The 22,970-nt window shown below is 74.3% G+C and carries 10 protein-coding genes; 4 read left to right on the top strand and 6 right to left on the bottom strand.

Annotated features, from left to right (window positions below; translation table 11 throughout):
- Positions 1-4: 4 nt before the first annotated feature.
- Entirely contained in the window at positions 5-8,740 is an 8,736-nt protein-coding gene (locus MID12_RS31945; protein ID WP_263172712.1) for a type I polyketide synthase, read from the bottom strand.
- Between the two features lie 277 nt (positions 8,741-9,017).
- Between MID12_RS31945 and MID12_RS31940 the strand changes: the two genes are divergently transcribed.
- Complete coding sequence (locus MID12_RS31940) at positions 9,018-9,788, top strand: 2,3-dihydro-2,3-dihydroxybenzoate dehydrogenase (RefSeq protein WP_263172709.1); 771 nt, start codon at positions 9,018-9,020, stop codon at positions 9,786-9,788.
- 108 nt (positions 9,789-9,896) lie between these two features.
- Here MID12_RS31940 and MID12_RS31935 read toward each other — a convergent pair whose 3' ends face one another.
- From MID12_RS31935 to MID12_RS31915, 5 genes are all read right to left on the bottom strand, one after another.
- Positions 9,897-14,921, bottom strand: coding sequence for a polyketide synthase (locus MID12_RS31935; protein ID WP_263172707.1), 5,025 nt, complete (start codon positions 14,919-14,921; stop codon positions 9,897-9,899).
- 148 nt (positions 14,922-15,069) lie between these two features.
- Complete coding sequence (locus MID12_RS31930) at positions 15,070-15,615, bottom strand: DUF1579 family protein (RefSeq protein ID WP_263172706.1); 546 nt, start codon at positions 15,613-15,615, stop codon at positions 15,070-15,072.
- 83 nt (positions 15,616-15,698) lie between these two features.
- Positions 15,699-15,974 carry an acyl carrier protein gene (locus tag MID12_RS31925; protein ID WP_263172704.1) on the bottom strand — a complete coding sequence of 92 codons (276 nt, stop codon included), beginning with the start codon at positions 15,972-15,974 and terminating at the stop codon, positions 15,699-15,701.
- A 34-nt stretch (positions 15,975-16,008) separates the two neighbouring features.
- Positions 16,009-17,493 (bottom strand): amino acid adenylation domain-containing protein, encoded by a 1,485-nt coding sequence (locus tag MID12_RS31920; protein ID WP_263172702.1) that lies wholly within the window; start codon positions 17,491-17,493, stop codon positions 16,009-16,011.
- Positions 17,490-18,626: an acyl-CoA dehydrogenase family protein gene (locus MID12_RS31915; protein ID WP_263172700.1), complete on the bottom strand. Its 1,137-nt coding sequence runs from the start codon at positions 18,624-18,626 to the stop codon at positions 17,490-17,492. The genes MID12_RS31920 and MID12_RS31915 overlap by 4 nt, the downstream gene beginning before the upstream one ends.
- A gap of 477 nt (positions 18,627-19,103) precedes the next feature.
- On the opposite strand from MID12_RS31915, the gene MID12_RS31910 reads away from it, so the two are divergent.
- Genes MID12_RS31910 through MID12_RS31900 form a run of 3 tightly spaced genes read left to right on the top strand, consistent with a single transcriptional unit; the run spans position 19,104 to position 22,911 of the window.
- Positions 19,104-20,285: a 3-deoxy-7-phosphoheptulonate synthase gene (locus MID12_RS31910; protein ID WP_263173582.1), complete on the top strand. Its 1,182-nt coding sequence runs from the start codon at positions 19,104-19,106 to the stop codon at positions 20,283-20,285.
- 53 nt (positions 20,286-20,338) lie between these two features.
- Positions 20,339-21,007: an isochorismatase family protein gene (locus tag MID12_RS31905; RefSeq protein WP_263172698.1), complete on the top strand. Its 669-nt coding sequence runs from the start codon at positions 20,339-20,341 to the stop codon at positions 21,005-21,007.
- The gene (locus tag MID12_RS31900) at positions 21,004-22,911 is read left to right on the top strand and encodes an anthranilate synthase family protein (RefSeq protein ID WP_263172696.1); all 1,908 of its coding nucleotides are present in this window, start codon (positions 21,004-21,006) and stop codon (positions 22,909-22,911) included. The genes MID12_RS31905 and MID12_RS31900 overlap by 4 nt, the downstream gene beginning before the upstream one ends.
- Positions 22,912-22,970: the final 59 nt, after the last annotated feature.

Genomic DNA, 22,970 nt, shown 5'->3' with positions numbered 1-22,970 from the left:
GGGTTCAGGACCCGTTGTCCGTGCTGCCGTCCGGGGCGGCCCTGCGGGCCATGCGGACGAGGTCTTCGATCGCCATCGCGTCGATCCGGCTGGGTTCGGCGGGCGGCGGGGTGGCGCCGGGGCCGCTGTCGGCGCCGGCGGGGGTGTCGTCCGGGGCGTCGGCGGCTTGGCCGGGGCCCGCGGGGATCAGGCTGAGCAGGTGGTCGGCGAGGGCGCCGGAGGTCGGGTAGTCGAAGACCGCGATGGGCGAGAAGCGCAGCCCGGTCTGCTTGGCGATGCGGTTGCGCAGTTCGATGGCGGTGACGGAGTCGATGCCCAGTTCCTTGAAGGCGCCGTCGGGGTCGATGTGCGCGGCGCCCGAGTAGCCGAGGACGGTGGCCAGTTCGGTGCAGACGATGTCGAGCAGGTGTGCGGGGCGGCGGGCCTCGGGCAGGGCGAGGAGCTGGGCCGGGCCGGTGTCCTCGGCGGGTGCGGCGGCCGGGGCCGGGGCGGGGACGAGGTCCTGGACCAGGGGGTGCGGGCGGGTGGCGTTGAAGCGTTCCGCGAAGCGGTCCCAGTCCACGTTGGCGATGGCGATGGCGGTGTCGTCGTGGTCGAGGGCCTGCTGCAGCGCCATCACGCCGAGGTGGGGCGTCATCAGGTCCATGCCGCCGCGGCTGAGCCAGTCGACGAAGCTCGGGTCCTCGGCCATGCCCTTGCCCGCCCAGGCTCCCCAGGCCACGGAGGTGGCGGGCAGCCCCTGGGCGCGGCGGTGCTCGGCGAAGGCGTCGAGGTAGGCGTTGCCCGCGGCGTACGCGCCCTGGCCGACGTTGGGCAGCAGGTTGCCGTACGAGGAGTAGAGGACGAAGGCGGAGAGGTCGAGGTCGGCGGTGAGTTCGTGGAGGTGGTGCACGGCCTGGGTCTTGGGCAGCAGGACGCGGGCGAGCCGGGAGGGGGTGAGCTGGGTGACGGGGCCGTCGTCGACGACTCCGGCGGTGTGCACGACGGCGGTCAGGGGCCGTTCGGCGGGGATGGCGTCGAGGGTGCGGCGCAGGGCGTCCCGGTCGGCGGTGTCGCAGGCGGTCACCGTGACGGAGGCGGCGCCGAGCCCGAGCAGTTCCTCCCGCAACTCGGCGGCGCCCGGGGCCTGTTCGCCCTGGCGGGACAGGAGCAGGACGTGTCCGCCGCGGCGGGAGAGGTGGCGGGCGACGTGGCTGCCGAGGGCGCCGGTGCCGCCGGTGATCAGGGTGGTGCCGGACGGCTGCCAGGGGCGGGCGGGGGTGGTGTCGGCCAGGGGGGCGCGGACGAGCCTGCGGCCGAGGAGGGTTCCGGCGCGCAGGGCGATCTGGTCCTCGTCGCCGATGCCCGCGAGGGCGCCGCACAGGAGTTTGCGCGCGGTGGTGTCCAGTCGGGGCGGCAGGTCGAGGAGCCCGGCGAAGCGGTGCGGGTTCTCCAGTCCGGCGACGCGGTTGAGTCCCCACAGGTGGGCCTGGAGGGGGTTGCCGAGTTGTTCGCCGGGGGCGGCGGCGACGGCACCGGAGGTGGCCGACCAGAGGCGGGCCTCGCAGCCTGCCTCCTCCATGGCCTGGAGGAGGCGGACGGTGGCCAGGAGTCCGGCCGGGACCACGGGCTGGTCCGGGCTGGGGCTCTCGTCGAGGCCGAGCAGCGAGAGAACGCCGCTGAGCGGGGTGCCGTCCTGGGTGAGGGCGTCGAGGAGGTCGTTCTGGTCGGTGTCGGCGGCGGCGACGGGCAGCAGCCGGGCGGTGGCCCCGTGGGTGCGCAGGGCTTCGAGGCAGGCGGTGACGTGCGGGTGGTCGCCCAGTCCGGCAGGGGCGGCGAGCAGCCAGGTGCCGGTCAGGCGGGGTTCCTCGGGAGGGGTGAGGGGGGTCCAGGAGACGCGGTAGCGCCAGGAGTTGACGACCGTGTTCTCGCGGTGCCGCTGCCACCACCGGGAGAGCTGGGGCAGTACGGATTCCAGCGGATTGCCCTGGGCCGCGTCGAGGCCGAGCAGGGCGGCGAGTTCCTGGCTGTCCTCGCGTTCCACGATCCGCCAGAACCGCTTCTCCTCGCGTGCCGTGGCGGTTTCGGTCTCCTCGGCGGCGGGCGCGGGTGACGGGAGCGGGGTGCGGGGGCCTTCGGGCAGCAGGGTCGTCCAGTCGACGTCGGCGCCCTGGGACCAGAGTTCGGCGGCGGCGTGGTGGACGCGGCCGACTCCGCCCTCGCCGCGGCGCAGGGTGCCGGTGACGGTGACGGGGGCGGCCCCGGGCGGCAGGTGGGTCTCGGCGGTCTCGCCGATGCCGGGGGTGAGCACCGGGTGGGCGCTGGACTCGACGAAGGCGGTGATGCCGTCGTCCAGGAGGGCGCGGGTGGCCTCGTCGAAGCGGACCGGACGGCGCAGGTTGGTGTACCAGTACTCGGCGTCCATGGTGCGGGTGTCCAGGAGCTGCCCGGTGACGGTGGAGTACAGGGGCAGTCGTGCGGGCCGGGGGGTGATCCCGGCGAGGTCCTCCAGGATGCGGGTGCGGATGCGCTCGACGTGCGGGGTGTGGGAGGCGTAGTCGACGGGGATGCGGCGGGCGCGGATGCCCTGCTCCGTGCAGGCGGCGATGAACTCCTCGCCCGCGGTGTTGTCGCCCGCGACGACGGTGGAGCCGGGGCCGTTGACCGCGGCGATCCAGAGCCGTTCGGGCCAGCGGGCCAGCGGGGCGGTGAGCTGCTCGGCGCCGGTGGCGACGGAGATCATGCAGCCCGCGCCGGAGAGTTCGGTGATGGCGGCGGAGCGGCCGACCACGACGCGTACGGCGTCGGGCACCGACAGGGCTCCGGCGACGCAGGCGGCGGCGATCTCGCCCTGGGAGTGCCCGGCGACGGCGGCGGGTTCCAGGCCCGCGGCCTCCCACATCCGGGCGAGGCCGACCATGACGGTGAACATCACCGGCTGGACGACGTCGACGCGGCCGAAGTCGGGTGCGTCCGGGGTGCCTTGGAGGACATCGAGGGGCGACCAGCCCGCGAGTTCGCCGATCGCGGCGGAGCACTCCTGAACGGCGTGCGCGAACGCGGGTGAGGAGCCGAGGAGTTCGGCGCCCATGCCCGCCCACTGCCAGCCCTGGCCGGGGAAGATCAGGGCGGTCCGGGGAGCGGCCGCGGTGCGGGTGACCAGGGTGGCGGAGCCGGTGGTGCCCTGCTCGGCGAACTCCCGTAGTGCGGCGCGCAGTTCGGTGGTGTCGCGGCCGACGGTGACCAGCCGGTGGGCGCCCGCGGGCCGCTCGGCGAGGGCGCGGGCCACATCGGCGGCCGGGGTCGCCGGGCCCGCGCCGCGGACCGCTTCGCCGACGGTGGCGGCGAGTTCGCGCAGCCGCTCGGGGCTGTCCGCGGACAGCGGCCAGGCGACGTCCTCGGGGACGGTGAACTCCTTGTACCAGTAGTCCTGGTGCTCCCAGGGGTAGCCGGGGAGGCCGACCGGGCGGCGTCCGGCGTGCCCCGGTGCCACCGGCTGGTGGCCCGCGGCGAACAGGCGGGCCGCGGTGTGGGCGGGGCTGAGGTCCTCGGCGAAGAAGTCGAGGAGGGTGTCGCAGGCGGCGGCCTCCTCGTCCCCGGCGTCGTCGGCCTCGGGGCCGGTCGTGTCGAGCAGTCGGCGCAGGGCCGCGTCGGTGTCCAGGCGCCCGGTCGCCCAGGCCGCGGTGTGGCGGCCGGGGCCCTCGCCGGTCGCGGCGGCGGGGACCAGGCCCTGGGCGCGCAGGCAGTCGGTGGCCGCGGCCTGGTGGCAGAAGAGGACGGCGGGCGCGAGCGCGGCGGGCGCGGTGGTGTACGGGTCCTGGGGCTGGCCGGTGAGGTGGGCGAGGCGTGCGGTGTAGGCGTCCAGGGCGGCGCCGTACACCGGGTCGGCGGACCAGCGGCGCAGGGTGTCGGGGCCGGGCAGTTCGGGGCCGTAGCGGAAGGCGAGGCTGCGGTCGTCGTCGTTGTCGAGGTGCCCGAGGTGGGCGGCGGTGCCCGGCTGCCCGTCGGCGGCTTCCGCGAGGGCGGTGGCCAGTTCGCGGGCGTCGGCGCCGACGACGGCGAGCCGGTGGTCGAGGGCGGCGCGGCGGTGGGTGGCGGTGAAGACGGTGTCGTCGAGTGGGTCGGGGGCGGTGCGCAGGTGGTCGGCCATGCTCCGGGCGCGGGCGGTCAGCGCGGCGGGGGTGGCGGCGGTGACCAGCAGGACGCGTTCGTGGTCGCCGCCGGGTGCGGGTACCGGCGCGGGGTCGGCGTACTGCTCGACGACGACATGGGCGTTGCTGCCGCTGAAGCCGAAGGCGCTGACTCCGGCGCGGGCGGGGCGGTCGGACCGGGGCCAGGGCTGGGCCTCGGTGGCGAGGCGGACAGGCAGTTGGTCCCAGTCGATGCGGGAGGAGGGCTTGGCGATCAGGTGCGGCGGCAGGGTCCGGTGCCGCATCGCCAGGGCGAGCTTGAGGAGGCCCACCGCACCCGCGGCGGCGCCGAGGTGGCCGACGTTGGCCTTGGCCGAGCCGATGAGCAGGGGACTGTCGGCGGTGCGGCCGCCGCCCAGGGAGTCGGCGAGGGCCCGTACCTCGATGGGGTCGCCGAGGGGGGTGCCGGTGCCGTGGGTCTCCACGTAGTCGATGTCGTGGGAGCTCCAGCCCGCGCGGGCCACGGCCTGGCGGACCACCTCGGTCTGGGCCTGGGCGCTGGGCACGGTGAGTCCGCCGCTGGCGCCGTCCTGGTTGACGGCGCTGCCGCGGACCACGGCGTAGATGCGGTCCGCGTCGCGGACGGCGGCGCTGACCGGCTTGAGGACGAGGACCACGGCGCCCTCGCCGCAGCCGAATCCGTCCGCCTCCTCGTCGAAGGACTTGCAGCGCCCGTCGGGTGCCAGGGCGCCGCTGCCGGCCATGGAGGCGAGCAGCGGGCTGGGAGCGACGATGGCGCTGGCGCCGCCGACGACGGCGACCTCGCAGTCGCCCGCGCGCAGCGCCTGGCAGGCCAGGTGGACGGCGGTCAGGGAGGCGGAGCAGGCGGTGTCGACGGTCATGCTGGGGCCGCGCAGCCCCAGGATGTACGAGAGCCGTCCGGCGAGCGCGGCGAAGGAGGTGCCGGTGCCGTGGTAGAGGTTCAGCTGGTCGTCCTGCATGTCGCGGGCGACGAGGTACTGGTAGTCGGCCATCGAGAGTCCGGCGTAGACGCCGACCGGGCGGGCGGCCAGGGTGTGGGCGGGGCAGCCCGCGTCCTCCAGGGCCTCGAAGGCGACCTCCAGGAACATCCGCTGCTGCGGGTCGAGGAGCTTGGCCTCGCGCGGGGAGATGCGGAAGAAGGGCGCGTCGAAGGCGGCGAGGTCGTCGAGGTAGGAGCCGAACCGCGGGATGGCGCTGCCCAGTTCGGACCAGATCGGGTCGGCGTGCCGCTCCTCGGGGAAGGCGGAGGCGGTGCCGCTGCCGTCGTTCAGGAGGTCCCAGAACTCCTCGGGTGAGGCGGCGCCCGGCAGTCGGCAGCTCACCCCGACGATGGCGATGCCCTCCTCCTCGGCGCTCTCGTCCCGGTCGGCGCGGCGGGTGGCGGCGGCGGGCGCGGGGATCACCGCGGCGGGCGCGGGCGCGGCCTCGGCGTTCCCCGGGCCGGGTGCGGCGGGCAGGTCCAGGGAGCCGAGGTACTCGGCGAGGGCGTTCACCGTCGGGCGCTCGAAGATGAGGGTGGTGGGCAGCTCGACGCCGAGTTCCTCTTCCAGGCGGGTGCGCAGCGCCATCGCGGACAGCGAGTCCAGGCCCTGTTCGAACAGCCCCCGGCGGCGGGGCACGGCCTGCCCCTGCGGCAGCCCGAGCAGTTCGCGTACGGCGCGGGTGACCAGCTGGGTCAGCGGAACGCTGCGGGCGGCGGGCGGAGTTGCGGCGACGGGCCCCGGCGCGGACGCCGGGGCCGGGTGCGCGGGTGCGGCCGGGGCGGTGGCGGGCGGGGTGGTGCCCGTGGGCAGGGCGTGCATCTCGCCGGTGACGCGGCCCTCGGCGTCGAGGAGGCTGAGCCGGATCCCGGCGGGGGCCGTGCTCGCGGCAGGAGCCGTGCCCGCGGCGGTGGGCGCCGGGTGCGGGTCGGTGAGGCCCTGCTCGCCGCGTTCGACGCCGGGCAGCCAGTAGCGGCCGCCGCCCCAGGACGGTACGGGAAGGGTCCTGAACTGCCGTGGCAGGCCGGTGACTTCCTCCCACCGTACGGGCACGCCGCCGACGTGGAGGTGGGCCAGCGCCTTGTGCAGGGCGAGCTGGGGCCGCTCCGCGCGGTCGAGCGCGGTCACGGCGGGGGCCCGGTGGCCGTGGAGGCGCTGGGCCTCGGTCAGCGCGGGCAGCAGGGCGGGGCGGGCGGTGATCTCGACGAGGGGGTGGTCGTCCTCGGCGAGCAGGAGGTCGACGGCCTCGCCGAGGCGCCCGGGGCTGGTGAGGTGGCGGGCCCAGTGGTCGGGGCCGAAGTCGGGGGTGCCGGCCGGGTCGGTGGCCGAGAGCAGGCGCAGGGTCGGGACGGCGGGTGACAGTCCGTCCAGGGCCGCGCGCAGGCGGGGCGCGAGGTCGGCGAGGAGCGGGCTGTGGGCGAGGGCGCCGACGCGCAGTCGTCCGCAGCGCATGCCGTGCTGTCCGAGGAGGGCGGCGGCCTCGGCGAGGGCGTCCGCGGGTCCGGCGAGGACCAGGTGGGCGGGGCCGTTGACGGCGGCGACGGTGACCGGCAGTCCGGTGGGTGCCAGGAGGGCGGTGACCTCGGCTTCGCCGCCGGTGACCGCGTACAACTCCCCGCGGTCACCGGCCTCTTCGAGGAGGGCGGCGCGGCGTACGGTCAGCCGGACGGCGTCCTCGAGCGTGAGGACCCCGGCGGTGTGGGCGGCGGTGATCTCGCCGAGGCCGCTGCCGACGACCGCGCCGGGGATGACGCCGCGGGCGGCGAACCAGCGGGTCAGGGCGACCTGGACGGCGAGTTGGGCGGGCTGCGTCCGCGAGGGGGGCTGGGGGCCCCTCTCGCGCAGGGCCTCGGTCAGGGACCAGCCCGCTTCGGCGCGGATGAGTTCCGCGCACTCCTCCAGGGTCTCGCGGATGAGGGGGTCGCTGCCGGGGAGGGCGGCGGCGGTCTCGGGCAGCGGGCCGCTCTCTCCGGTGAAGACGAACACCGGCGCGGGCACGCTCTCGGGGTCGCTGACGACGCCGGTGCGGACGCCCTCGTGGGGCCGGTCGGTGCGCAGGGCCCGGATGAGTCCGGCCCGGTCGGCGGCGACGGCGGCGAAGCGGTGCGACTCGTGGCTGCGGCGGGTGGCGGTGGAGGCCTCCAGGTCGGCGAGGTCCGGCTCCCCGGTCTGCTCGGCCAGGGCGCGCAGGGCGTCCACCTGCGCGGTGAGCCCGGGGGCCTCGGTGGCGGAGGCGAACAGCAGGTGCGGGCGCTCGCCGCGGGGGGCCTCGGCGGCGGGGTCGGTGCGGGGTGCCGATTCGAGGACGACGTGGACGTTGGTGCCGCTGAGCCCGAAGGAGCTGACCCCGGCCCGGTGCACGGTCCCGGCGGGCAGTTCGATGCCGTCGAGGGGGACGGTGAGCGCGCCCTTACGCCAGTTGACCCCCGGGTTGAGGCTGTCCACGTGCGGCTGGGCGGGGATGGTGCCGGAGGAGACGATCCAGGTGGACTTGAGCAGACCGCCGATCCCCGCGGCGGCGTCCATGTGGCCCACCAGCGCCTTGTGGGAGCCGATGTGCAGGGGGTTGTCGGCGCTGCGGCCTGATGCGTAGACCTCGCCGATGGCGTCGACCTCGATGACGTCGCCGAGGGGGGTGCCGGTGCCGTGGGCCTCGACGTAGTCGATGTCGGTGGCGGCGAGCCCGGAGCGCTCCAGGGCCAGGCGCAGCAGATCGGCCTGGGCGAGGGCGTTGGGGACGGTCAGGCCCATGCTGCGGCCGTCGTTGTTGGTGGCCGAGCCCCGGATGACGGCGTGGATGCGGTCGCCGTCGGTAAGGGCGTCGTCGAGGCGCTTGAGGACGACGATGCCCGCGCCCTCGCCGCGCACGATGCCGTCGGCGGAGGCGTCGAAGGGGCGGCAGCGGCCGGTGGGCGAGAGGGCGCCGACCCGGCTCAGGAACATGCTGATGTCCGGGGTGAGCAGCAGGCTGACGCCGCCCGCGACGGCGGTGTCGCACTCCCCCGCGGCGAGGCTCTGGCAGGCCTGGTGCACGGCGAGCAGGGAGGAGGAGCAGGCCGAGTTGACGGTGGCCACCGGGCCGTGCAGGTCGAAGGTGTAGGCCAGGCGTCCGGCGGCGAAGCTGAACTCCAGTCCGCTGATGTGGTGTTGGCCGATGCCGCGCGCGCCGAGGGTCCTGTTGTGCAGGGTCTCGTAGTCCTTGGCGAGCATGCCGAGGACGACCGCGGTTCGGGAGCCGCCCCAGCTCTCCCGGGTGCGGCCGGCGTCGCTCATCGCCTCCCAGGCGACCTCCAGGACCAGTCGCTGCTGGGGGTCGATCAGGTCCGCCTCGCGGGGGCTGATCCCGAAGAAGGGGGCGTCGAAGCGGTCGATGTCCTCCAGGAAGGCGCCGCGGGGGTTGGAGATGGCCTCGGGGCCGCTCTGGTGGCGCTGCCGGTCCCAGCGGGTGGGGGGCACGTCGGTGAGTGCGTCACCGCCGCGGGCGAGCAGTTGTCCGAAGGAGGCGAGGTCGCGGACACCGCCCGGGAAACGGCAGCCCACGCCCACGATCGCGATCGCGGTGCGGGATGCGGATTCGGGACGTGTTCCGTCGCCGGACACTGTGCTCATCTATTCCCTCCGAAGGTACGTACCCGCGAAACGGGGGATGCCGCCGACGGTGAAATCGGCCACGGCAAGAAAATTCCTTCGAAGGCTACGAGTGTGCGGTTGCGGTGTCAGCCCCTACTTATGTTCCCCCCATGTATTTACCGGGGGATTTTAGGGGTCGGTCCCGGGTGGTTGCCGCGGGGCGGCCCCTGTGACACTGAACGGTAAAGCCGATTGCGGACTTCCGGCTCGACAGGTCCGCCGCTTCCTGTTTTTCCGACGAGGGGGACAACACTTCATGCAGGACAAAGTCGCACTGGTCACCGGTGCCGCCAGCGGGATAGGGGCCGCCGTCGCCAGGGCGCTGGCCGAACGGGGCGCGAGGGTGGCCGCGGTGGACCGCGACGCCGAGGGCGTCATGGAGACGGTGACCAAGCTGCAGGCGGACGGGCTGCACGCGGCCGGCTGCCCGGCGGACGTCACCGACCCGGCCGCCGTCGAGGAGGCCGTCGACCAGGTGGAGCAGCACGTCGGACCGGTGGACTACCTGGTCAACGCCGCGGGCGTGCTCCGCCTCGGACCGGCGCACCGGCTCAGCGACGCGGACTGGAACGACACCCTCGCGGTCAACGCCACCGGTGTCTTCCTGATGTCGCGGGCCGTGGTGAGCCGCATGGTGGCCCGTTCCTCGGGCGCGCTGGTGACCGTCGTGTCGAACGCGGCGGGCACGGCGCGCACCGACATGGCCGCCTATTCCGCTTCCAAGGCGGCGGCGATGATGTACACGAAATGCCTGGGCCTGGAAGTGGCCCAGTACGGCATCCGCTGCAATCTGGTGGCGCCGGGTTCCACGGACACACCGATGCTCAGGTCGATGTGGCAGGACGATTCAGGGCCGCGCGGAACCATCGAGGGGCGTTCCGACGCCTATCGGGTGGGTATTCCGCTGCAGAAGCTCGCCCGTACGTCGGACATCGCGGATGCGGTGGCCTTTCTCCTTTCTGAACAGGCGAGTCACATCACCATGCAGCATCTGACGGTGGACGGCGGTGCCACGCTGGGAGTATGAGCGGCGCGGCGCGCCGAGTCGTTTTCCGCCCGGCCCGGGATTTCCGGGCCGGGCGTTTTTGCGCCTCTTCTCTTTTCCTTCTCCCGGGTGGATCGCCGGGGTGGCGCCTCAGGGGGCGGTGTTCATGTTGCCCTGCCCGAATCCGACGGTGTGCCGGGTGCTGTCCTCCCCCTCGCGCAGCGGGACGTACGGGACGCTCCGGTCGGCGGCGGCCAGGTGCCGGGCCCAGTCCGCGCGGGCCGGGGCGGTGCGGGCGGCGGAACCGGCCAGGGCCCGGCCCAGCGCGTCCAGGACCTCGGCCGCGGGGGCGGGGTGCAGCCCGCGCGCCGCGAAGTCGGCCTGAACGGCGGGGGGTCGGGCCTGGCTCCAGGGTCCCCAGGCGATGCTGACGGTGGGCAGTCCCGCGGCACGGCGCTGGTGGGCGAGCGCCTCGAAGAAGGCGTCGGCGGCCGCGGCCGTGCCCTGTCCGTACCCGCCGGTGAGGGCGGCGAAGGGCGAGGCCAGTACGGAGAAGTCGAGTCCCTGGGTGTCGCGGTGGAGCTGCCAGGGCGTGGCGATCTCCTGGTGCAGGGCGGCGGTGAAGCTCTCCGGGTCGTGTGCGGTGAGCGGGGTGCTCTCGCCCGCGGTGCCGAGGTGCACGATGCCGCGCAGCGGGGGCAGTTCGGCGCCCAGGCGCTGCAGGAGGGCGGCGGTTCCCGCCGGGTCGCGGGGGTCGCTCTCCACGCGGGTGACGGTGGCGCCGTCCGCCGCGGCACGCTCGGCCTGCTCGGCGGCGCTCCGGCCCTCGGCGGTGTGGGCGAGGACCAGGTGGCGGGCGCCCTGTCCGGTGAGCCAGCGGGTCAGCTCCGGCAGCGGTCCCGCGTCGCCGGTGATCAGATAGGTGGCGTCGGGGCGGATCTTGAGGGTGCCCTCGGTGGTGGCGGGCAGCGGTGCGGTGCGGATGCCGCCCTGGTACCAGCGGTCCTCGCGTACGGCGAGGCGTCCGGAGCCGCCCAGGCCCGCCGCGCGGCCGAGGACGGTGCCCGCCCCGGGGACGGCGCCGGTGCCGAAGTCGACGTGTACGCAGGGCAGTTCGGGGTGTTCCCAGGTGACCGTCTTGGCCAGGGCGGTCAGAGCGGTCTGCGGCAGCTGCGGCACCGTGCCGGGCAGCGCGACCGCCGCGGTGGAGCACAGCACGAGCCGGGGCCGCCGGTCGGCGAAGGTGTCCAGGAAGGCGCGCAGCACGGTGAAGCCCTGGCGGGCGAGGTGCCCGGTCGCGGTCGGCTCGTCCTGCGCTCCCCCGGCCCCGGGTACCTGGGCGGCGGTGTGCAGCAGGAGCCCGGCGACGGTGCTGCCGCGGCGGCTCAACTCCTCGTGCAGGGCGGCGAGTTCGGTGTGCAGGCTGCCCGGCTGGTCCGCCGGGCTCGGGCCGGTGGTGGTGGGCAGGGCGAGGGCGGGGATGCCGTCACGGGCGAGCTGGGCGCACCAGGCGCGGGTCTGCTCGGGGTCGGTGCTGTGGACCAGCCAACTGCCGTCCGTGGCACCGGGGGTGGGGTGGCGGGCGCCGGTCAGGGGCGTCCAGTGCAGGGTGTGTTCTTCGAGCCGGGCGGCGGCCTCGGCGGGGCCGGCGGGGCGCATCCGCAGTCCGCGCAGGGTCAGCAGGTGGGCGCCGGTGTCGGAGAGCAGGGCGAGGCTGAGCGAGTCGTCCTCGTGGCGCCGCAGTTGGAGGAAGGCGGTGGCGCCGAGCGGCCGGTGCACGGTGAGCCGGTCCGCGGTGGCGGGCACCTGGCGCTCCGCCCCGTCCGTAAGGCGCCCGGCGAGGTGGAGGGCCTGGCCGAGGGCGGCGAAGGCGTGCTCGGGTCCGGGTGTGGTCTCGGCGAGGAGGCGGTCGGGGCCGCTCCACAGGGCGGTGACGGGGGCCGGGCCGCGCGCCTCGTCGAGGCCGTGGCGCCACAGCCGGGCGTACCAGTCCTCGGGGTCCTCGGGGGTGAGAGCGGTGCGCAGGGCGTCCAGGTCGACGGGTTCGGGGGCGGTGTCCGGTGCGCCGCTCTCGGCCTCGAACTGCGGGGTCCAGGAGGTCCCGGTGCGGGCGAAGCCGCGGATCCGCAGTCCCTCGGGGGTCTCCTCGCGCAGGGTCTGCAGCGCGAGCGGGCCCCGCTCGGGCAGGGAGGCTCCGTCGTGGAAGCGGAGGCCGGTCAGGGCGCCCCCGGTGCCGTCCGGTCCGGGCCCGGCGGCGGCCAGGGCCCAGTCGGCCAGGGCGGCGGGGGCGAGCAGCCGGGTGCCGTGCAGATGCTCCAGGTGCCCGGCGGCGGCCGTGCCCGGGTCGAGGTCCTGGCTGAACCACTGTCCACCGGCGGGCAGTTGGGCCAGGTCGAGCGGGGCGCCGAGGAGCGGGTGCGGGGGCGCCGCCGGGCGGTGGGGTGCGTCGGGCGGGGTCAGCCAGTAGCGCCCGTACTGGAAGGGGTAGGTGGGCAGGTCGACATGGCGGGCGGGGTGTGCGGCGAAGGCGGCGGTCCAGTCCAGGTCGGCGCCGTCGGTGTGCAGGGCGGCCAGCGCGGCGAGGAAGTCCCGTGCGGTGGTGCGGGGTTGGGCGCCGACGAGGAGCAGGGGGGTGCCGGGTGCCGCGGTGGCGGCGGCGCTGCGGGCGGCGAGGGGGGTGAGGGTCTCGTCGGGGCCGAGTTCGAGGAGGCGGGTGACGCCGTTCTCGCGCAGGGTGGCGATGCTCTCGCGCAGCCGGGTGGGCTCCTGGAGCAGGGTGGTCCAGTGGGCGGCCTCCGCGAGCCGGGCGCGGGGGGCGGGGGCGCCGGTGGTGGCGGAGAGCAGGGGCAGCGCGGGCTCGTGGAAGGTGAGCCCGGCCAGCGTACGGCCGAGGTCTTCCTCGGCGGCGGGGCCCGCGGGTCCCGGGCGGGTGGGGCCGCACGGGTGGGCCGGGTACTCGCGGGTGTGCAGCCGGGCGGCGAGCGTGTCGAGGTGGCGGGCGTCGCCGTCGAGGAGGGTGGCGCCGGGTTCGTCCAGGGCGGCGATCCGCAGAGCGGCGCGGGTCTCGGGGTCCAAGTCCGCCAGTACGGCGGTGACTTCGGCCTCGGTGGCCTGGGCCCGCAGGGCGGCTTCGGGTTCGGGGCCCGCGGCGTGGGCGAGGGCGCTCGCCAGGGCGCAGGCGTCGGCGAGGTCGAGGACGCCCGCGGCGTGGGCGGCGGCGACCTCGCCCAGGCCCTGTCCGCTCACCTGGTGGACGGTGAGGGCGAAGTCGCGGGTGAGCCGGTGCAGGGCGAGGCCGAAGGCGAAGTGGGCGAGGCGGGCGTGGACGGTGGAGGGGAAGGGGCGCTCGGGGTCGAGGAGGTGCGGGTGCAGGGGCTGTCCGCCGCCGGGCCGGTGGGAGTCCAGGAGGCCGCAGATCTCGGCCAGGGCGGTGGCGAAGCCGGGGAAGGCCTCGGCGAGGGCGCGGGCGGCGCCGGGCGCAAGGACGCCCTCGGAGAAGAGCAGCGCGTTCTTGCCGCGGGCGGCGACGCCCTGGACCAGGTGCGGGCTCTGCTCCCCGTGGGCGAGGGCGTCGAGTCCGGCGAGGAGGTCCGCCGGGTCCTCGGCGAGGACGACGGCGCGGTGGGCGAAGCGGGAGCGGGCGGTGTGCAGGGCGAGGCCCGTGTCCCGGGGGTCGGCGTGGGCCCCGGCCTCGCGCAGCTGCGCGGCCTGGGCGCCGAGGGCGGCGGCCGTCCTGGCGGAGACCGGCCAGGGCACCGGGCCGCGAAGGGGCGCGGGCGGCTCCTCGGGGAGCCGGGTCCCGGCGGGCTCCTCGGCGGGGGGCTCTTCGAGGACGAGGTGCGCGTTGGTGCCGGAGAGGGTCAGGCAGGAGACGCCCGCGCGGCGGACGCGGTCGCCGCGCTTCCAGTCGGTGCCCTCGGTGACCAGGCGCACGGTGCCGGCCGACCAGTCGGCGTGCGGGGTGGGCGCGTCGACGTGCAGGGTGCGGGGCAGGTGCTGATGGCGCAGCGCCATGACGAGCTTGGTGATGCCCGCGACGGCGCCGACGGTCTGGGTGTGGCCGAGGTTGGACTTCACGGAGCCGAGCAGCACCGGCTGCTCCGGGGTGTGTTCACTGCCGTAGGTGGCGATGACGGAGCGCGCCTCGACGCCGTCGCCGAGGGTGGCGCCGACGCCGTGCCCCTCCACGACGTCGACGCTCGCCGCGCTGAGGCGGGCGTCCGCGAGGGCCTGGCGGATGACGCGTTCCTGGGCCTGGCCGCGGGGGGCGGACATGCCGTTGGTGGCGCCGTCCTGGTTGATCGCGGTGCCGCGGACGACGGCGAGTACGGGGTGCCCGAGGCGGCGGGCGTCGGAGAGGCGTTCGAGGAGGAGCATGCCCGCGCCCTCGGAGAGGCTGACGCCGTCGGCGGCGGCCGCGAAGGAGCGGGACCGGCCGCTGGGCGCGAGGGTCTGCTTGCGCTGGAACTCCAGGAGCGTGTTCGGCAGCGACATCACACAGGCGCCGCCGGCCAGGGCCAGGGTGCACTCACCGGCCCGCAGCGCCTTGACGGCCAGGTGCACGGCGACCAGGGAGGAGGTGCACTGGGTGTCCACGGTGACCGCGGCGCCGAGCAGGCCGAGGAGGTAGGCGATGCGTCCCGAACCGGCGCCGACGGAGCTGCCGAAGCCGATGAAGTCCTTGATGTCGTCCTCGGGGCGCCCGCGCAGCAGCATCGGGTAGCCGCCGAACTGCAGGCCCGCGTAGACGGCCGTACGGGTCTCCTTGGCCGACTGGGGGTCGATGCCGGCGCGTTCGAAGGCCTCCCAGGAGGTCTCCAGGAGCAGCCGCTGCTGGGGGTCCATGGCGCGGGCCTCGCCGGGGCCGATCCCGAAGAACTCGGGGTCGAAGGAGGCGGCGTCGTCGAGGAACCCGCCCTTGAGGTCCGGCAGTCGACCGGCGAGGTTCCAGCCACGGTCGGTGGGCAGTGAGGTGATGACGTCGCCGCCCGCCTCGGTGAGCCTCCACAGGTCCTCGGGGGAGCGCACACCGCCGGGGAAGCGGCAGCCGATGCCGACGATCGCGATCGGCTCGTGGCTTGCGGCCTCCTGCGCGGCGAGCCGGGAGCGGGCCTGCTTCAGCTCGGCGGTGGCCTTCCTGAGGTACTTCTGCAGCTTCTCTTCGTTTGCCGTCAAGGCGGTCGGCTCCTCACGTGAGAAGGCGGCCCCCGGTCCGTGCCGCGCGGGGGAAGGCGCGGCACGGGCCGGTGGCCGCCGGACGGTGGCCGGACGGCCCCGCCGCCGATGCCGGGGCGGCGGGGCGGGTGCCGGTGGCGGGGGTTGCTCAGAGCTCGGAGAGCGGGGTGACCGTGCACTCCTGGATGTCGTACAGCTTCCACTCGCCGTTGGCCTCGACGAAGGCGTCGAGGCGGAAGTGGGTGGCGTCGATCGGTGTGTAGGCGTCCTTGGACTTGGAGCGCACCCCGACCTCGCCGAGGACGTGCTCGCCGATGAACTCCAGGTGGTCGCCCTGCCAGCCCGGCGAGGTGGAGACGCCGAGGGTGCCCAGGGTGTCGACGTAGTACGACTCGAACTGCTGGTCCACCTCGCTCCAGCCGATGAGCCACTTGCCCTCCAGCTTGGGGGTGCCGTCGGCGTAGGTGGACTTGAGGTCCATCTGGATGTAGTGGTCGTGCATGATGCGCTGGGTCACGGCCTCCATGCGCACGCCCGTGTTGAAGGTGACCGTCATCTTGCCGAGCAGGAAGTCCAGTTCCTTCAGGCGCTCGGACGGCTTGGGGTGCTCGATGACCGGCCGCGCCGTCGGACGGTGGTTGTCCAGGTAGTCGACGAGCTTGGCGTCTTCGGGCGTCAGCGTGTTGTCCGACATTGCGGATGTGCTCCTCATGGTTGGGCGTGGTGGTACGGAACTGGATCCGGGCACGTGCACAGCTGCCCGGGGGTGCGGGTCGCTCAGGCGCCCTTGCCGGCGGTCATGTCCCGCACCATGGCGGTGATGGTCCGCACGTTCTTCAGGTCGCGGGCGTTGAGGCGGGCGGGCGGCACGGTGACACCGAACTCGCCGCGGATGTGGTTGAGCAGCAGCACGGTGTTGAGGGAGTTGAGTACGCCCCATTCGAGCAGCGGGGTGGTCTCCTCCAGCTCTCCCTTGGGGTCGCCGTCGAGGAAGCGCTCCTTGATGAAGGCGCTGATGCTCTCGCTGACGCCCTCGCTCGGGTCCTGGGCCATGGGTGTTCCTTCCGGTGCGGTCATCGTGGGGCGGCTAGCCGGACTGGGCGGCGAGGGCGGCCCGGTCGACCTTGCCGTTGCGGGTGCGCGGCAGGGCGGGCGTGCGCCGGATCTCGTCGGGGACCAGGTAGCGCGGCAGCCGCCGGGCCAGGTGGCCCGTGAGGGCGAGGGGCCCGGGGTCGGTGCCGGGACGGGCGACGACGAAGGCGGCGAGGCGGGCGCCGATGCCCTCGCCGACGACCAGGGCGGCCGCCTCGGCGATGTCGGGGTGGCCGGTCAGGGCCGCCTCGACCTCCCCGAGTTCGATGCGGTGGCCGCGGACCTTGACCATGTGGTCGCGCCGCCCCGCGTAGTCGAAGGAGCCGTCGGGCAGCACCCGGACGATGTCCCCGGTGGCGTAGGGGCCCTGGTGCGGGTCGCGGCCCCAGTAGCCGAGCATGACGGTGGGGCCCTCCACATGGAGTTCGCCCTCCTCGCCGGGGCCGAGGCGGCTGCCGTCGGGTGCCTGGGCCCAGGCCCGGTCACCGGAGCAGGCGGCGCCGATGGGCACCGGCCGGTCGCGGGCGAGGTCCGCCTGCCCGACCTCGCGGTAGGTGCACACATTGGTCTCGGTGGGCCCGTAGAGATTGAGCAGCCGGGCCGTGGTCCACCGGGCGAGCGCGCGGACCTGCGGCAGCGGGAAGGGCTCCCCGGCGAAGAGGACGGCCCGCAGTCCCTCGGGGGCGGGCCTGTCGCACAGGCCGCCCTCGCGGGCCATCAGGGTGAGCGCGGAGGGCACCGAGTACCAGACGGTGATCTGCCGTTCGTGCAGGAAGTCGACCAACTGGGTGGGCGCGTAGGCCAGTTCGGCGGGCACCGGGTGGACACTGGCGCCGGCCGAGAAGGCCGCGTACAGGTCGAGGACGGAGAGGTCGAAGTTGAGGGGGGCGTGGTTGGAGAACCGGTCCCGCTCGTCGGCGTCCAGGGTGGCGACCGCCCACTCCACGAAGGCCAGGGCGTTGCGGTGGCTCAGGCAGACGCCCTTGGGCTGTCCGGTCGAGCCGGAGGTGTAGAGGATGTACGCCAGGTCGTCGTCGGCGGCGGGTTCGTTGATCCGCTCCCCCGGCGCCTCCCCCGGCCCGGTGCCCTGGTCCGCGCTCTCGCCCAGTTCCCGGCAGAGGATGTCCTCGCCGAGGCGGGCGCGCAGGTCCTCCAGGCGGTCGGGGGTGGTGAGCACGGCGCGGGCGGCGCAGTTCTCCGCGAGGTGGGCGGCGCGCTCGGTGGGTGCGGTGCCGTCGGCGGGTACGTAGGCGGCGCCGAGGCGCAGTACGGCCTGCATGGCGACGACGACCTCGGGGGACTTCTCCGCCCAGAGCACCACGCGGTCGCCGCGCTCCACGCCGAGGTTCCGCAGGTGCCGGGCCAGGAGCTCGGCGCGCAGGTCGAGTTCGCGGTAGGTGAGGGTGGCCTCGGCGGTGACGAGCGCGGGGCGTTCGGCGTGCTTGACGGCGGCGTCGATGACCAGTTGGTGGAGCGTCACAGCCCGAGGTCCTTTGCGATGAGTTCCCGCTGGATCTCCGTGGTGCCGGAGAAGAGAGTGCTGGGCAGGGCGTCGCGCAGCTGCTCCTCGGCGCCGCCGCGCAGGTATCCGACGGCGCCGGAGAGGTGCACGGCGTCCAGGGAGTTGGCGACGGCGGCCTCGGAGACGGCGATCTTGGACAGGGCGACGGCGGCGGTGTGGTCCTGGCCCGCGTCGAGGAGCCAGCAGGCCCGGTAGAGCAGCAGCCGGGCGCTCTCCAGGCGCTGGCGCATGGCGGCGATACGGTGCGAGACGCCCTGGAACTCCCCGATACGGCGGCCGAACTGGCGCCTGCGGGAGGCGTGTTGGACGATCTGGTCGAGCTGACGCCGCATCAGGCCGAGGTAGATCCCGAAGAGGGCGGCCCGCTCCCAGGCCATCGAGTGCTGGAAGACGGCGGCGCCCTGGCCCTCCTCGCCGAGCAGGCAGGAGGCGGGCACCGCGCACTCCTCGAAGCGGATCCGCCCGGCGTGGCAGCCCTCGAGTCCCGTCTTGGCGAGGGCCGGTTCGCGTATCAGGCCCGGGGTGTCCGCGGGGACCGCGAAGGCGGAGACGCCGAGGAACCCGGCCTTGGCGTCGGTGATGGCGTAGGTGACGACCAGGTCGGCGACCGGGCCGTTGCTGGCCCAGGACTTGCTGCCGTTCAGGACGTAACCGCCGTCCACGGGGCGGGCGGTGACCGACAGGGCGCTGATGTCGGAGCCCGCCTCGTCCTCGGTCATCGCGTTGGCCGCGATCATCTCGCCGGAGGCGAGGGCGGGCAGCAGTGCGGCGCGGGACTCCTCGGAGGCGAAGTCGCGTACCGGCACGGCGCAGGCGAGCAGGTGCGCGGCGACGGCGAAGGCCAGTCCGGTGTCGGCACTGCCGCGGCCGAAGGCCTCCAGGCACTGGGCGGTCTCCAGGGCGCCGAGACCGCTGCCGCCCGCCTCGGCGGGCAGGCACAGTCCGGTGAGGCCCGCCTTCCCCGCGGCGCGGAAGTCCTCCCGGACCTCCTCGGCACCGGGCACGGCCCGGCGCTCGCCCCACAGGGCGTGCGTCTCCTCGTAGATGCGCGCACAGCGTTCCTGCTGTGCGGCGGGGATTTCGAAGTCCATAGCTTTTTCGGGCCTCATCCTGGGAGTTGCTTCACCGGGCCGACTGGCGGGTGACGAGGAAGATGCGGAGCGAAGGCCCGAAAAGCGAAGAGGGGCATCAGAACGCTTCCCGCACGAATGTCGTCACGGCGATTCAGATTAGTGAGGCGCCCGCGGGCATGTCACCCCCTACAAATCCCCTACGGAACAGGTGATTCCGCGGCCGCGGTTTTTCCGATTGAGGGGCGGGTGCCGTGAGCGCGGTCACACCCGTAATTCGTCTCCCCCTAGGTGCCGCCGACGGCATGCGCCGACTTAGGGGTTTCCCCGTGCGGCCCGGAGCATTCACCATGAGGTGCGATGACGGAAGAATGACTGCCCCGGATAACCGCGGTTCAACCGGGCGGATACCGCGCGGATACCGCTCCCCATGTTTTTCTCCGCATCATTTCGAAACCCGGTTTCCACGACATCGGTGTGACGCGACGAGAGGCCACAATGCAGCGGGGGACGGATCATCACCTCTTCCTGAGAGGCAAGCGGGCACAGCAGCAGCCCGATTGGGCCGACACGGCACAACTGGCCCTCGTCAGGGAGGAACTGGCGACATGTCCCGGGCTGGTCCTGCCCGCCGACCTCGCCCGGCTGCGCGCCCTGCTCGCGGATGTCGCCGCGGGCCGCGCGCATGTCATCCAGGCCGGCGACTGCGCCGAGGACCCCGCCGAGAGCTCGGGCGACTACGTGGCCCGCAAGGCGGGGCTGCTCGACGTGCTGGCCGGGACGATGCGGATGAGCACCCGCCGCCCCGTGCTGCGCGCCGGACGCATCGGCGGCCAGTACGCCAAGCCCCGCTCCCGGCCCACCGAGACCGTCGCCGGGCAGGAACTGCCGGTCTACCGCGGCCACTTGGTCAACGGGCCCGAGCCGGACCCGAAGCTGCGCGCCGCCGACCCGATGCGCATCCTGACCTGCTACCACGCCGCCCGCCAGGTCCATGAGCACCTGGGCTGGACCGAGGCGGAGCACAGCTGGGAGCACACCGCCCCGCTGTGGACGAGCCACGAGGCGCTGCTGCTCGACTACGAGGTGCCCCTGGTGCGGCGCGACGAGACGGGCCGGCTCTACCTCGCCTCCACCCACTGGCCGTGGATCGGCGAGCGCACCCGCCAGCCGGACGGCGCGCATGTGGCACTGCTCGCCGCGGTCAGCAACCCCGTCGCCTGCAAGGTCGGCCCGCTGATGAGCACCGGCGACCTGCTCGCCCTGTGCTCCCTGCTCGACCCCGGCCGCGAGCCGGGACGGCTGACCCTGATCGCACGGATGGGCGCCGAGGCGGTCACCGACCGGCTGCCCGGCCTGGTCAGGGCCGTGCACGAGGCGGGCCACCCGGTCATCTGGCTCACCGACCCGATGCACGCCAACACCGAGACCACCGCGGCCGGGCTGAAGACCCGCCGGGTGGGCGCGGTGCTCCGCGAGGTCGAGGCCTTCCAGTGCGCGGTGCGCTCCGCCGGGGCCGTCGCGGGCGGACTGCACCTGGAGATCACCCCGGACATGGTCACCGAATGCCTCAGCGACGGCGGCTCGGAGGAGCAGGTCGGCGAGAAGTACACGACGCTGTGCGATCCGCGCCTCAACCCCCGGCAGTCCGTCACCGTGGCAGGCGCCTGGCGCGCCTGACCCCGCTTCCGCCCCCGCCTTTTCCGCCGCCGCCCCAGAGCACGAGGTCAGCCATGCCGGGTATCCCTCCCATCACGCCGTACACCCCGCCCACGCGCCGTGAACTGCCCGCCAACACCGCCGAGTGGACCCTCGATCCGGCCCGGGCCGTGCTGCTCGTCCACGACCTGCAGCGCTACTTCCTCAAGGCGTTCCCGGCCGGGGAGCCGCACGACACGCTCCTCGCCAACACCGCGCGGATCCGGGCGCGTTGCGCCGCCTCGCGCATCCAGGTCGCCTACACCGCCCAGCCCGGCGGCATGAGCGAGGAGGAGCGCGGACTGCTCAAGGACTTCTGGGGCCCGGGCATGACCGTCTCCCCGGCCGACCGCGAGATCGACCCGCGGGTGGCGCCCCAGGACGGCGACTGGACCCTCACCAAGTGGCGCTACAGCGCCTTCGTCCGCTCCGACCTGCTGGAGCGGATGCGCGCCGCCGGACGCGACCAGCTCGTCCTGTGCGGGGTGTACGCGCACGTGGGCGTGCTGATGACCGCGGTGGAGGCCTACAGCCAGGACATCCAGACCTTCCTGGTCGCCGACGCCGTCGCCGACTTCTCCGCCGAATACCACCACTGGGCCCTGACGTACGCGGCCGACCGCTGCGCCATGGTCGTGACCGCCGACGACGTCGTGGCCGCCCTCGGACAGGAGCAGCTCACCGCGGGACGAGGCCCCGCATGAGCGCGCCCACCACCCCCGGCGGCGGCGCGCAGGCCGCGGAACTGCTCGCCGCCCTGCTCGCCGAACCCGCACCGCCCTTCGCCGTCCTGCACCGCGCCGACGCCCACGACGGCGAAGTGCTCGACCTGCTCAGCGGACCGGTGCGGTCCTGCGACTCCCTGGCCGAACTCCCCCTGCCCGCCGCAACGCCCACCGGAACCCCCGGCCACGACCTGCTGGCCCTCATCCCCTACCGGCAGATCCGCGAACGCGGCTACGCCTGCGCCGACGACGGCACCCCGCTGCTCGCGATGACCGTGCGGCGGCAGGCCACCCTCTCCGTCGCCGCCTTCTGCGCCCAGCTGCCCGACCGCGAGGTCACCGTCTCCGCGGGCGCGTTCGACATCCCGGACGACGCCTACGCCGATACCGTACGCAAGATCATCAGCACCGAGATCGGCGACGGCGAGGGCGCCAACTTCGTCATCCGCCGCTCCTTCGTCCTCGACATCACCGACTTCACCCCGCACGCCGCCCTGATCGTCTTCCGGCGGCTGCTCCAGCACGAGTCGGGCGCCTACTGGACCTTCTGCATCCACACCGGCGAGCGCACCCTCATCGGCGCCACCCCCGAACGCCATGTGACCCTGCGCGAGAGCACCGCCGTGATGAACCCCATCAGCGGCACCTACCGCTATCCCGCCTCCGGGCCCACCCTGGCCGGCCTCCAGCAGTTCATCGCCGACCAGAAGGAGACCGAAGAGCTGTACATGGTCCTCGACGAGGAACTCAAGATGATGGCCCGCATCTGCCCCGAGGGCGGCCGGGTCACCGGCCCCTATCTGCGGCAGATGGCCCGCCTGGCCCACACCGAGTACTTCATCGAGGGCGAGAGCGACAGCGACGTCCGCGACATCCTGCGCGAGACGATGTTCGCCCCCACCGTCACCGGCAGCCCCCTGGAGAGCGCCTGCCGGGTCATCCGCCGCCACGAGCCCGAGGGCCGCGGCTACTACAGCGGAGTCGCCGCGCTCATCGGCCACGACGCCGGCGGCTGCACCAGCCTGGACTCCTCCATCCTGATCCGCACCGCCGACATCGACCCCACCGGCCGCACCCGCATCGGCACCGGCGCCACCCTCGTCCGCCACTCCGACCCCGAGGCCGAGGTCGCCGAGACCCGCGCCAAGGCCGCCGGACTGCTGGCCGCCCTGGGCACCCCGGCCGCCCCGCGCCTCGCCGACCACCCCGACATCCGCACCGCCCTCTCGGCGCGCAACCAGACCATCGCCTCCTTCTGGCTCGACCAAGCGGACCGGCTGAACGGCACGGACCCCGATCTGGCCGGTCTGCGCGTACTGGTCGTCGACGCCGAGGACACCTTCACGCAGATGCTCGGCCACCAGCTGCGCTCCCTGGGACTCGACGTACGGATACGCCGCTTCGACGAGGCCCACAGCTTCGACGGGCACGACCTCGTCGTCATGGGCCCCGGCCCCGGCGACCCCAACGACGGGACCCGGCCCAAGATCGCCCATCTGCGCGGCGCCGTACGCACCCTGCTCGACGAGCGGCGCCCCTTCATGGCCGTCTGCCTCAGCCACCAGGTCCTGTGCCGCGAACTCGGTTTCACGGTCGCCCGGTGCCCGGCACCCCACCAGGGACTCCAACGCGAGATCAACCTCTTCGGCTCCCCCGAACGCGTCGGCTACTACAACACCTTCGCCGCACTCAGCGACGACGACAAAGCCGACTGCGGCGAAAGAGGAACCGTCGAGGTCTGCCGCGACGAAAGCACCGGGGAAGTGCACGCCCTGCGCGGGCCGCATTTCACCTCCATGCAGTTCCACGCGGAATCCGTACTCACCCAGGACGGACCGCGCATTCTCAGCTCCGCCCTGAAAGGACTCCTGAAGAACCCCTGAGGAGCCCCTGACGGAATCCCGCAGAGCACCCTGCCCCTCCCGGCACCCGAAATTCACAG

The organism is Streptomyces sp. SCSIO ZS0520, assembly GCF_025643355.1.
In the GTDB taxonomy this organism is placed as follows: Bacteria; Actinomycetota; Actinomycetes; order Streptomycetales; family Streptomycetaceae; genus Streptomyces; species Streptomyces physcomitrii.
This window is presented reverse-complemented; position numbering and strand designations above follow the sequence as displayed.

Bases quoted from the DNA above. Each gene is read 5' to 3' on its own strand.
- MID12_RS31905 (WP_263172698.1), top strand. From the start codon at position 20,339: ATGCCGGGTATCCCTCCCATCACGCCGTACACCCCGCCCACGCGCCGT.
- MID12_RS31915 (WP_263172700.1), bottom strand. From the start codon at position 18,626: ATGGACTTCGAAATCCCCGCCGCACAGCAGGAACGCTGTGCGCGCATC.
- MID12_RS31925 (WP_263172704.1), bottom strand. From the start codon at position 15,974: ATGGCCCAGGACCCGAGCGAGGGCGTCAGCGAGAGCATCAGCGCCTTC.
- MID12_RS31900 (WP_263172696.1), top strand. From the start codon at position 21,004: ATGAGCGCGCCCACCACCCCCGGCGGCGGCGCGCAGGCCGCGGAACTG.
- MID12_RS31930 (WP_263172706.1), bottom strand. From the start codon at position 15,615: ATGTCGGACAACACGCTGACGCCCGAAGACGCCAAGCTCGTCGACTAC.
- MID12_RS31945 (WP_263172712.1), bottom strand. From the start codon at position 8,740: ATGAGCACAGTGTCCGGCGACGGAACACGTCCCGAATCCGCATCCCGC.
- MID12_RS31910 (WP_263173582.1), top strand. From the start codon at position 19,104: ATGCAGCGGGGGACGGATCATCACCTCTTCCTGAGAGGCAAGCGGGCA.
- MID12_RS31940 (WP_263172709.1), top strand. From the start codon at position 9,018: ATGCAGGACAAAGTCGCACTGGTCACCGGTGCCGCCAGCGGGATAGGG.